This is a genomic window from Melioribacter sulfuriphilus (genome assembly GCF_052656625.1).
In genome coordinates this window covers 295,507-307,046 of the sequence record NZ_JBQXXK010000005.1, presented here as the reverse complement: position 1 = coordinate 307,046, position 11,540 = coordinate 295,507, and the positions used below count along the sequence as shown (strand labels likewise).

Genomic DNA, 11,540 nt, shown 5'->3' with positions numbered 1-11,540 from the left:
CTGCTTGGGTAAACAAATCGATATTATTAATCTTATTGCTGCGCATCTTTTCCTCTTTTTTGTTTATTCTCTTACAACGCTTTTCATTAAAAAGTTTTTAAATTCTGGATAATTTTTCAGAGGTTTCCATTAATTATGCTATCCTTCACTACACACGTTGTTATATAACTCTTGTCTTCAGGAGCATAATACTGCCAAACATTTCCAACCTGCAACGGATTGTAATTACGTTTTTGGCTATAATACTTTTCTTTGAATTCTGCCGGTACATCATTTAAATATTCAATATTGATCTGAGCAATGCAGATTTTACTTAGAAAAAGTAATAGCATAATACTTATCGTTTTCATAATAACTCCACTAAAAATTCCTGACGGACATGTAACTTCATTTTGCTCTCACTTTAAGTCAAGTGGAATATACATTTAAGTTACGGTATACGGTTTACCAGCCGCAATTAAACATTCATAAACCATCCTCCTTATTTGATTAATAACATGGATTTTATTATTAAACTAAAGTAAAAGGTTAATGAGCAAAAACAGACCTCACACCTGTAATAATTTATTCGTTCAAACTTATTAATTAATGGATGTCTTCTGATTTTCAAGCCCTCGAGAAAAGTCATTTTGGCCCTCTAATATTAAAATATTAAAATAACCTTTCCTTTGATATAAAAATATTAAATGGGGGGGGGTATGTCAAGAAAAAAATTTTCTACTTTAAATTTTTTTTACGATAACTGACGAGTCCCTCTTTAACGGCGCAATTCATCATTTTTTACTTAAAGATTCTTCCGTCGTCCAGATTAAATCAGGATTCCCCCGGAACTATGCTATGCCGGATTATATAACACGCCCGCTCAATAACGCCGAATCCCGCAGAATGCCGGTTATGATTTATAACATGCGCCTTTTTAATAACTTTTATTCATAATAACTCATCAACTCGTGTCCCAAAAATTTTAACACGGCTGTTATTACTCCTAAGTCGTCGAGATAGCCGATCAACGGTGCCAGGTCGGGAACCGTATCGATGGGCGAGATGAAATAGATCAACGCTCCCACCACGATCGACTTCCTGTGCCACGAAACGTTCGGATCGGTTATGTATTTGTACAGCGCTTTAATGTCTTTTGCAAAACTAATTTTCCTGCCGACGCGCTCCAGTTTTTCCCACAATTTTTCTTCAACAACTTTTTCGCCTTCCGTTACTTTTTCCGGCGTATCGAATTCCTTTGTTATATCGTCAATTTCATAACTCATTTTATTCCCTCCTTATTTTTTATATTCGTCGAGCCATTCAAAGATTGTTTTCCACCATAATAATGCATTTTGCGGTTTTGTGACAAAATGATATTCATCCGGGAAATAGAGAAATTTGCTCGGTACGCCTTTCCTTTGCAGAGTTGTAAATAGTTCGAACGCCTGTCCTTCCGGCACGCGGAAATCGTTTGCTCCGTGGATTACGAGCGTGGGAGTTTTAAAATTATCGGCATATCTGTGCGGCGACCAGAGTTCGTATAACGGTCTGTTCGTCCACGGCGTTCCTTTGAATTCCCATTCGGGGAACCACAGCTCTTCGGTCGTCCCGTACATGCTTTCCAGGTTGAAAACTCCGGCGTGACAAACAAGCGCGTTGAATCTGTCCGTATGCCCGAGAATCCAGTTAATCATATAACCGCCGTACGAAGCTCCCGCCGCGAATGTATTTTTATAGTCGATGAATTTATAATTATCGAGCGCATAATCATAAGCGTTCATCAAATCGATATAAACTTTGCCGCCCCAGTCGCCTGAAATTTCATCGACGAATTTTTGTCCGTATCCCGTGCTGCCTCTCGGATTCGGCGCTACAACCACATAACCTCCGGCGGCGAACATCTGTAGATTCCAGCGATAATGAAAATCGTCCGACCAATGCCCCTGCGGTCCGCCGTGTATTAAAAACAACATAGGATATTTTTTATTCGGGTCGAAGAAAGGCGGCTTTATTAAAATCGATTGTACTTTAGCGCCTTCGGCTCCCTCGCTCCGGAAAGTCTCCGGCTCGTTGAACTCGATGCCGGCGAGCAATTCGCCGTTGATATCGGTTATTTTTCTTATGCCGCCGCCGTTGGTTTTAAGCGCGAATATTTCGTAGGGCATTGTGGTTTTCTGGCGTTTGAAGAAAATTTCTTCTCCGTCTTTCGAAATTATCATCGAATTGTTAACGCCGTCTTTTACGAACATCAAAAGATTTCCGTTCGAAACGTTAACACGATAAATAGAATTGTAAATTTCGTTGGCGGCGTCGAAATAGATATATTTTCCGTCGGGCGACCAGACAATCTGCCCCGCTGAAAGATCGATCTTTTCGGTAATATTGGTCAACGAACCCGAGGCTCTGTTATAAATCATTATGTTTTGTTTGTCGGCTTCGAAACCGGCGCGTTTCATCGATCTGAAAGCGATAAATTTTCCGTCCGGCGAATAGACCGGTTGATTATCGTTTCCCTGACTGACGGATATTTTTTTATACGGCGCCGGAGTTCCTTTTTTCACGTCTTCGACATTGATTACAAAAACGTCGTTGTTCGTGCTGATTGCCGGCATTTTATCCGTATTCATTACAAATGCGACTTCTTTGCCGTCTGGCGAAAACGTATAATCCTGAACGCTTCCAAGATCGACGGGGGGCACGTCGGATTTGCTGCCCTGTATCAAGTCATAATATTCGTTTTTGTCGAGGTCATATAAAAAGAGATGACTCCTTTTTTCATCACGCCATCGATTCCACGAACGGAACATTAATTCGGTTATTATTCGTGCTTTTACTTTGCTTGCCTCCTTTTCCTTATCTCTTTGTTCGTTACAGTTCTGGTCAGGGCAATCAGGATTAACTTCCGAAACAAATAAAATTTTCCTGCCGTCTTTTGACCAGATCATACCGGAAGCACCAGTATAAATATCCGTCAGTTGCCTTTCGTTTGCTCCGTTTAAATCGCATATCCATATCTGTCCTTTATATTCGTAAGCAATGGAATTTCCGTCGGGCGAAAATTTCGGGTTGCTCTCGTTATCTGATGTGACCTTAAGAGGACGCAAGTTGGTGCCGTCAGAATTTATCAAGTATATATCAGTATTTCCTTTGTTTTGATCAATATCATAAGTAGTTACATCGAACGCAATAGTTGAGCCATCGGGCGAAAGGTCAAAACTGCCAATTCGTTTCATCGACCATAAATCTTCAACTGTCATAGCCCGTTTCTGCGCAGAAACGGATACAGCCACAATAGTCAAGATTAATATTACTTTTGTTACAATTTTCATGACCACCCCACTTTTGCTTTTTCACTTCATTAAATTATAAAAAGCCGCAAGGAAATGGAACAATAAATTTCTCAAACTATTCTTTTATTTCATCTTTATCCTGTGTATAAATTTTGGCATAGAAGCTTGAAACTATTTAAGATATATTTAATTCAGTAATTAAAAACATTTTTCGGAAATAGCTGATTGAAATTAATTGTATGTAACAATTCAGGCTGTCGTAGAATCTTTTCTACTGAATCGATTGAAGAAGCCAACACGCTCGGATTTATGTGTCCCGATTGCAACAGTAAAACCACCACTCACCATATAATCCAGTGCAGACATTGTTATTCGATCGTTAATCTTATCCCGGTTTACGATGGCGAAGTACCAACAATTTTTTACATAAACAGGTGCTGTTCCTGTGGCGGCACAAAAGAAGAACGAAATATTTATCCTTCAATTTCGAAGGACATCTTTATATAGGTACAGACCGTTTAGTTAATAATAGCCCTTAACATAAATAGGATTATTACCCTTCATTCCTGTCTCTAATTTCACCTCAAAATATCAGTCTAAATTGCAGATTAAATTCATGTATATCGATTTTAGATTCATGGAAAAAATCGACCGATAATTGATCCATATCAGGTACAATTTAACATCAGTAATAATTTCATATTTAAATTTGGTTTACTCATTTTGCTCGTTTACAAAATCAGGTGCAGATCAGACTTTATTTTTACATGCTTAGCTTATGTAAACATATTTATTTTGCTTTAAGTAAAACTTTCCTCTGGACCATCAGACATAAGCTTCTTAACTTTTAATTGTTACTTAGCTTTTCCCGTTTCCAGTTCATTAATCAGTCTTTTAGTTTTAAATACATATTTGAGAGATTCCATTAAACCGAGGGCATCAGTTGCCACAGCTCTGTTGTTTGTTTCGAGGAAAATGAAATCACCAGCAAGACTTTCGAGATTACCGTCGTGTACAAGACCTACTACTTCTTTGTTAATGTTGATAACCGAACTACCTGAGTTTCCACCTACGATATCATTTGTAGATGCAAATCCCACAGGGACAGCCAGGTTCAGACTGTCTGGAATTGTGCGCCACCTTTCGTGCAGGCCCCAGGGATAATCTTTTCTGCCGAACGAATTCCATCTGTCGTAAATGCCATAGAATGTGGTTTTAGGAGGAGCAATCGTTCCGTTGTATTCATATCCTTTTATTCTTCCGTCTGTAATTCTAATAGTTAGAGTTGCATCCGGCGGAATACGGTCGCCATAAATTTCGTATGCTACCCTGCCTAATTGACCAAGTAATATTTCCAGAGAATTGTCGATTTCATTTACTTTCTTTCTTAATGAGTTAAGTTTTTCACGTGTATCAATCAAGAATGAGATAAATGGATCGTTCGAGGAAAGAATTGCATCTGGTGTTAATGAAACAAGTTTCTCGAATGTAGATTTATTTTTGAAATAAGTTGACGACATAACGATTTCAAGAGCTTCGTCGCCTGATTTACCTTGATAAATTTTTTGTGTTAATTGATGGTCGTCTCCGAGAATGCCGACTACGTAATTGATATGCGCCCTCACTAACTTCTTCTGGAAAATCGTATCGATATTCTGGGGAAAAATATTTTCAATGGTTTGTTTCAATTTATCTTTTCTATATTCAGGCAATCTTTCTTTTTCCGGTAACCTCATTTGTTCTGTATAAAAAATAACTTTCTCTGCAATGTCAAAATAAACTGGCTTCAAGAAAGAATAAATGGTAAAAGCTGCAAGTTCATCGGCATATTTCGCTTGCTCGTTTGTAAGTTTTTCGATTGCTTCCCAGAGATGACCGAAATTTTTATTGAGTGCTGGATTATTCAAAACGGTATTTCTGAATTTCTTTTCGAAGTCTTCTTTCTTTTTCATAATTAAAGGATCTTTGAGAGCCATGAGTCTGCCAGCGTATGATTTACGAGCGTTACCCCAGCTCATAACCGCATTCAACAGATACGAGCGTTCTTCTTTTCTCGTTTCAAATAGTTCGTAATAAACTTTGTAAACTTCATTAAACATCAGCAGATAGTACGGATAAACTTTATCCCTCAGAAATCTGAGTCGCGACACAGGTAATAAACGCCTTGTACTGCCTGGTCTTCCTATTATAAAAACGGGTTCGTTTTCTTCGGCACCTTTTTTACTAAACCTAAAAAAGTTGTCCGTTTTGACAGGTTTGTTATTTTCATATGCTCTCAAAAACATAAAATCGAGTTCGTAACGCGGATATGTGAAATTATCCCAGTCCCAGCCAGTCGAAGCGATCTGGAAATCGGGAGACATTACAAGACGAATGTCTTTATATCTTTTGTAAGCATAGAGAGAATATTTCCCGCCGTGATAAAGTTCTACAACTTTACAGATAAGACCAGTTTTATCTGAGTATTGTTTTTCGAGTTCGGCAATTTTATTTTTTTTAAGTTCGATTTTGAGGCTGTCGTTTTTGCCTTCTTTCATTGCATCAATAATTTCCTCCGTAACATTATAAATCGCAATCAACTGGTCTACGAACAATCCTTCCATTTTCAATTCGTCCTGGAGATTTTCGGCGTAATATCCATCGCGTAAATAATCCTTCCCTTCGGGTGAAAGCCCCGTCAAATATTCCCGCGCACAGTGATGATTTGTCATTATAAGTCCTTCAGATGATACAAAGGCACCCGAGCAGCCGTTGCCAAATTGTAGCGCTGACTTCATTACATCTTCTATCCATTCTTTGGTGGGTTTAAATCCGTATTCCGATTCAAAATAATCTAACGGTATAGCGTCGAATGTCCACATCTTGCCCATTTCCTCAAGCGAGGATTCAATTTTATTCAAATCAACGGGTTCATATATTGACTGCGGTTTTAGTGTAGTTGCTAAAACAAAAAATAAAATAATACTAATTTTTGTTTTCATGACATACCTTGAAAGAGTTTTAAAATAAAACTGCCCGAAGTTTTTACCCCGGGCAGTGGACGGATAAATATATTTAATTAGTCTATTATTTTACCGGCTTTCAATTCATCTGCAATTCTTTTGGCTTTATAAACTTTTTCAATTGAATGAACAATGGCTCTTACGTCAACTGCAACACATCTGTTATTGTGCGGCATATAAATGAAGTTTCCTACAATACTATCCATATTACCATCGAAAGCTAGACCGACAACTTCTTTGTTTTTGTTGATAATGGCGCTGCCTGAATTTCCGCCTACAATATCATTTGTGGAAATGAAATTAAATGGAGTCGATAAATTGAAGTCATCGGGTAGATGCGTCCAAATTTCATGCAAGTTCCACGGATATTCTTTGTTGAAAGAATACCATCTGTCGTACAATCCATAGAATGTTGTAAAGACGGGTGCCTTTGTGCCATTGTAATCGAAACTTGCAAGTTTGCCGTCGCTAATTCTGAGTGTAAAGTTTGCATCCGGCGGAATCGAAGTGCTATAAATTTTGAAGATAACCTGCCCGAGCATGTCATCGTATATTTCGGTTGTGTGCGAAATTTCCTCTGCTTTTTCTCTCAATTCTTTCAATTGTTCCTGACTTTCCTTAATAAACGCGATGAGCGGATCACTCGAATTAAGTATTGCATCGGCGCCTTCTTCAGCAAGTTTTAAAACTTTATCCCTTTCATCAATAATCGAATTCTTCAATAAATATTCTGCGGCATCTTTGCCTTTGTTGTTTCCGAAAAGACTGCGGACATAATTATCCTCATCCCCCAAATGCATTCTCATAAAATCAGCCCATACTGAAAGTTTTGTATCCTCGATCAATTTATCCAATTCTTCAGGATATATACTTTGTATAGTCGAATCGAGCTTGTCACTTTTATAATCAGGCAGTCTTTCTTCTTCTGGTTTCTGAAGTTCTTTGGCGAAATCAATCAGCTTTTGTGCTATTGAAAAATACTGTGGAGTAAAACGACGGTTAATTGTGAAAGCCATAATTTTGGGTCCATACTGACGCATTTCTGTTTGTGTTTTTTCGATGTTCTCCCAGATAGTTCCATATTTTTCTTTCAGTTCGGGATTATTCCATACAGCTTCTTGAAGCTTTCTCTGGAAATCCTTTTTGCGCGCCATTAAATACGGGTCACATAGCCCTTTATAGATTGTAGTGATAACTTTCTGAGAGTTGCCAATGTTAACTCGTATGTCTTCAAATTCGTCAGCTCTTTCTGGAGCAATTGTTTTCAATTTTTCGAGTTCGTTGTAGTATGTATCATAAATGAACGCATAACCTTTATAGACAACATCGCGAATGTATTCGAGTTGAGCCACAGTTTTGAGTCGCTGTGTCGAGCCAGGATTACCAACCGTAAAAATCGGTTCGTTCGGTTCTATACCGTTAAGTGTGAATTTGAAAAAATGCTCTGGTTGAACTGGTTTGCCGTTTTCGTATGCCCGATAGAGTGTAAAATCGAGATTATAACGAGGATATGTAAAATTGTCGAAGTCGCCTCCGAAATATGCAATTTGCATTTCGGGAGCAAATACAAGACGGACATCGTCATAACGTTTATAACCATAAAGGGAATATTTTGCGCCGTTAAATAACGATACTACCTGAGCTCTCAAACCAGTTTCTTTTTCGAGGTTTTCTGTCAATTCTTTGATTTTATCCTCTTTGCTCTTTGCTTTTTCGTCGGGAGTAGTACCTGTTTCTGCTGCTGTTTGAACTTCTTCCGTTACATCTTTAATAAATACCAACTGGTCCGCATAATAATTTGGAATTTTAATTTCGTCTTCGAGCTTCTCGGCAAAAAAGCCGTCGGCTATTAAATCATTTTCTTTTGTAGATAATTCTTCGAGCACACTGCGCGCACAATGATGATTTGTCATTATTAAACCGTCAGCCGATACAAATGATGCCGTACAACCCGGCAATCTCAACGCAGAAAGTCTAACGTCTTCAAACCATTCTTCATCTGTTTCGAGTCCGTATGCTTCTTTGAAATATTCAACAGGAGGATAGTCGAACGACCACATCTTTCCTGTGTCGAATTTCTGAGATTTTACGGTATCCGGGTCAATCTGCGCCTGCAGATTAAATATAAATGCTAAGAAGAAAATAAGTATAAACATACTATAAAAATGTTTTTTCATCATAACACCCAATTTTATGTTTAACGTTATCAAAAAATAAAACACTTTAGAGTTATAACCAAAGATGAAATTACGAAGTTATAATCCTCTTTACCTTTCTCGCATATTCAACCTGGAGTTGAGGATAAAGACTCGTTATCCTCTGGTATTTCTTCAGAAGCTTATGAAAATAGAGATGATTGTTTCACTTCGTAATCGTGATTATAGAAACTTTAGTATTTTTTTTGATAATCAGGGCTGGTTTGTAAGACAGGAAATCACAAATGATAAATTCGTGTAAATGAAAGAATACAACAGATTGTTAACATAAATACGCTCTCGGAGGTTTGACATTACCTGAATAATTAATTCTAATAATTGATATAGAATTAAACAAAATGTGAAAGCAAGTTAAATCTACATCAAAGATTTTTCGACAAAAAGTTTTCAATAATTTTTTCAAGTTGACCAAATTCAATAAGAAAGGAATCGTGACCATGTATTGAATCGATTTCTGCATATTCAGAATGTGGAATTAACTCAGCAATTTTCTTTTGCTCTTCTGGCGGATAAAGAACGTCCGTGTTGATTCCCACACAAAGTACTGGAATATCGACAGATGAAAGCGCTTTTTTAATTCCGCCTCTATCTTCACCGACGTCGTGAGCATCCATTGCCCAGGTAATGTACAAATATGTATTTGCATCGAAACGCCTGACGAGCTTATCGCCCTGGTGATCGAGGTAGCTCAGTATTTGAAATTTTTCATCTGTGGACTCAACTTTTTCGCGTCCGAATTTATTTTCAAACGAAACCATTGAACGGTAACTTATCATTGCAATCTTACGCGCGTTTGAAAGTCCAGCATAAGGTTGTTCATCATAATTACCATTATTCCACGAGGGATCAATTGTAATTGAATTGCGCGCAACTTCGTTAAATGCAATTGCCCATGCAGAATGCCCTGCTGAAGTGGCTATCGGAATTATGCTTTTTACAAAACCAGGATACATTAGTGGCAATTCCAGAGTTTGCATACCGCCGAGTGAACCGCCTGTAGCTACTTTTATTTTTTTTATTCCAAGATGATCGGCAAGTTTTTTTTGAACCTTTACCATATCCCTTACTGTCACTCTCGGAAAATTCAGTCCATATTTTTTCTTTGTTTCAGGATTAATATCCGCTGGTCCAGTTGTGCCGTAACAGCTGCCCAGAAAATTACTGCATACAACAAAATAACGATTTGTATCGAACAACTTGCCAGGTCCAATTAATGGGTCCCACCAGCCGGCTTTACCGAGAAACATTTTATTATATTTATAAAGGAATTGATGAGACTTAGAATTTTCGACTTCCTCTTCAGTAATAATTCCTGCTGCGTGAGAATTTCCCGTCAGTGCATGATAAATCCAGATTACATTATCGCCCGACTTATTGAGCTTGCCATAAGTTTGATAAGCGATGTTGATATTCTTTAGCTGTTTGCCGGACTGAAGAATAAGCTGCTCGTTTTCGTAAAGTTTTATGTATTTAGTAAATGCAATCATATAGACAGATTCCGTTTTAAATTCGAGGCTGCCGTCGCTTGGACGGCAACCTTCCAGTCTAATTTATCTTACGGCTTTTGATAGCGCCTGATCGAAGTCTTCTATGATGTCGTCAATGTGTTCGAGTCCAACTGATACGCGAATCATGTCGTTAGTTACGCCTGCGGTTTTTTGTTCTTCTTCTGAAAGCTGCTGATGAGTAGTAGACGCCGGATGGATGACCAGTGTTTTTGCGTCGCCCACATTTGCAAGCAGACTCGAAAGTTCAACGCTATCAATGAATTTTTTTCCTGCCTCTAATCCACCCTTAATTCCAAAGACGACCATTGAACCAAACAAATTATGGTTGAGATATTTTTTTGCATTTTCGTGATATGGACTATCTTCGAATCCAGGATACCAGACCCACGATACTCTTGAATCGTTCCTGAGCCAATGTGCAAGTTTAAATGCGTTCTGAGAATGACGTTCGATTCTGAGCGACAGAGTTTCCAGACCCTGCAGCAACAAAAATGAATTGAACGGACTGAGGCATGGACCGAAATCTCTCAATCCTTCCACACGTGCTCTAATAATAAATGCAATATTTCCGAATGGTGAGTCTTTTCCAAATACTTCCCAGAATTTTAATCCGTGATAACCGGGACTCGGTTCTGTAAAGACGGAGAATTTTCCGTTGCCCCAATTAAATTTACCTGAGTCGACAATTACACCGCCAATCGAAGTGCCGTGTCCACCGATCCACTTTGTAGCCGAAGCAACGACTATATCTGCACCGTGATTAATTGGGGTGGAAAGATATCCAGCGGCTCCGAATGTATTGTCAACTATCAATGGAATATTATATGAATGAGCCAGGTCAGCAAGTGCTTTGATATCGGGTACATTTAACCGGGGATTACCGATGGTTTCAATATAGAGCGCTTTCGTTTTATCGTCGATTGCCTTTTCGAATTCAGCCGGTTCGTCGGAATTCACGAATTTAAAATTTATGCCGAGACGGGGTAACGTAACTTTGAACAGATTGTAAGTACCACCGTATAAAAAGCTTGTCGTAACAATATTGTCGCCTGCTTGCGCTATATTCGTAATCGCAAGTGTTTCCGCAGCCTGGCCGGAAGAGGTTGCAAGCGCTGCCACTCCCCCTTCGAGGGCGGCTATCCTTTGTTCGAATACATCCGTAGTGGGATTCATAATTCGAGTATAAATATTGCCAAACTCTTTCAACGCAAAGAGATTAGCTGCATGTTCAGCACTATTGAACAGGTAGGAAGTGGTTTGATATATAGGAACTGCACGCGCATTTGTAGCTTTATCGGGCGACTGACCGGCATGCAGCTGTAAAGTTTCATAACGATATTTCTTGCTCATATTTTCTCCTGCTGATTTTAGATAAAAAAAAACCTCTTCGGGAAGATTCCGGAAGAGGTTCGATTAAAAACTCTTTCTTATCTTCCCCGCAACTTTAAAGTTGGGGCAGGAATTAGCACCTTTCCCTCGTAAAGACGGGATGGTTGCCAAGGCGTCATCGGGCCTGTTCCCTCGACCTTTCTTGATAAGACA

General features: G+C 38.7%; 8 protein-coding genes and 1 riboswitch. Of the genes, 1 reads left to right on the top strand and 7 read right to left on the bottom strand.

Annotation, left to right across the window (positions count from 1 at the left end; translation table 11 throughout):
- Positions 1-116 precede the first annotated feature (116 nt).
- The 3 genes from ACUN8G_RS08665 to ACUN8G_RS08655 all read right to left on the bottom strand — a co-directional run bounded on the left by ACUN8G_RS08665 (position 117) and on the right by ACUN8G_RS08655 (position 3,311).
- Complete coding sequence (locus tag ACUN8G_RS08665) at positions 117-350, bottom strand: hypothetical protein (RefSeq protein ID WP_437346151.1); 234 nt, start codon at positions 348-350, stop codon at positions 117-119.
- 576 nt (positions 351-926) lie between these two features.
- Positions 927-1,265, bottom strand: a complete 339-nt coding sequence (locus ACUN8G_RS08660) for a YkvA family protein (protein WP_437346152.1) — start codon at positions 1,263-1,265, stop codon at positions 927-929.
- 12 nt (positions 1,266-1,277) lie between these two features.
- Positions 1,278-3,311: an alpha/beta hydrolase family protein gene (locus ACUN8G_RS08655; RefSeq protein ID WP_437346153.1), complete on the bottom strand. Its 2,034-nt coding sequence runs from the start codon at positions 3,309-3,311 to the stop codon at positions 1,278-1,280.
- A 186-nt stretch (positions 3,312-3,497) separates the two neighbouring features.
- Between ACUN8G_RS08655 and ACUN8G_RS08650 the strand changes: the two genes are divergently transcribed.
- Complete coding sequence (locus tag ACUN8G_RS08650) at positions 3,498-3,779, top strand: hypothetical protein (RefSeq protein WP_437346154.1); 282 nt, start codon at positions 3,498-3,500, stop codon at positions 3,777-3,779.
- A 347-nt stretch (positions 3,780-4,126) separates the two neighbouring features.
- Here ACUN8G_RS08650 and ACUN8G_RS08645 read toward each other — a convergent pair whose 3' ends face one another.
- The 4 genes from ACUN8G_RS08645 to ACUN8G_RS08630 all read right to left on the bottom strand — a co-directional run bounded on the left by ACUN8G_RS08645 (position 4,127) and on the right by ACUN8G_RS08630 (position 11,348).
- Positions 4,127-6,253 (bottom strand): S46 family peptidase, encoded by a 2,127-nt coding sequence (locus ACUN8G_RS08645; RefSeq protein ID WP_437346155.1) that lies wholly within the window; start codon positions 6,251-6,253, stop codon positions 4,127-4,129.
- 77 nt (positions 6,254-6,330) lie between these two features.
- Complete coding sequence (locus ACUN8G_RS08640; RefSeq protein ID WP_445480932.1) at positions 6,331-8,454, bottom strand: S46 family peptidase; 2,124 nt, start codon at positions 8,452-8,454, stop codon at positions 6,331-6,333.
- A 398-nt stretch (positions 8,455-8,852) separates the two neighbouring features.
- Positions 8,853-9,977: a homoserine O-acetyltransferase MetX gene (gene metX / locus ACUN8G_RS08635; protein WP_437346157.1), complete on the bottom strand. Its 1,125-nt coding sequence runs from the start codon at positions 9,975-9,977 to the stop codon at positions 8,853-8,855.
- A 63-nt stretch (positions 9,978-10,040) separates the two neighbouring features.
- A complete protein-coding gene (locus ACUN8G_RS08630; RefSeq protein ID WP_437346158.1) occupies positions 10,041-11,348 on the bottom strand; it encodes an O-acetylhomoserine aminocarboxypropyltransferase/cysteine synthase family protein in 1,308 nt (435 codons plus the stop codon).
- Positions 11,349-11,422: 74 nt separating this feature from the next.
- Positions 11,423-11,539: riboswitch (SAM riboswitch) on the bottom strand.
- Position 11,540: the final 1 nt, after the last annotated feature.

Coding starts and splice junctions, on each gene's coding strand:
- metX (WP_437346157.1), bottom strand. CDS start 9,977: ATGATTGCATTTACTAAATACATAAAACTTTACGAAAACGAGCAGCTT.
- ACUN8G_RS08665 (WP_437346151.1), bottom strand. CDS start 350: ATGAAAACGATAAGTATTATGCTATTACTTTTTCTAAGTAAAATCTGC.
- ACUN8G_RS08660 (WP_437346152.1), bottom strand. CDS start 1,265: ATGAGTTATGAAATTGACGATATAACAAAGGAATTCGATACGCCGGAA.
- ACUN8G_RS08640 (WP_445480932.1), bottom strand. CDS start 8,454: ATGATGAAAAAACATTTTTATAGTATGTTTATACTTATTTTCTTCTTA.
- ACUN8G_RS08630 (WP_437346158.1), bottom strand. CDS start 11,348: ATGAGCAAGAAATATCGTTATGAAACTTTACAGCTGCATGCCGGTCAG.
- ACUN8G_RS08645 (WP_437346155.1), bottom strand. CDS start 6,253: ATGAAAACAAAAATTAGTATTATTTTATTTTTTGTTTTAGCAACTACA.
- ACUN8G_RS08655 (WP_437346153.1), bottom strand. CDS start 3,311: ATGAAAATTGTAACAAAAGTAATATTAATCTTGACTATTGTGGCTGTA.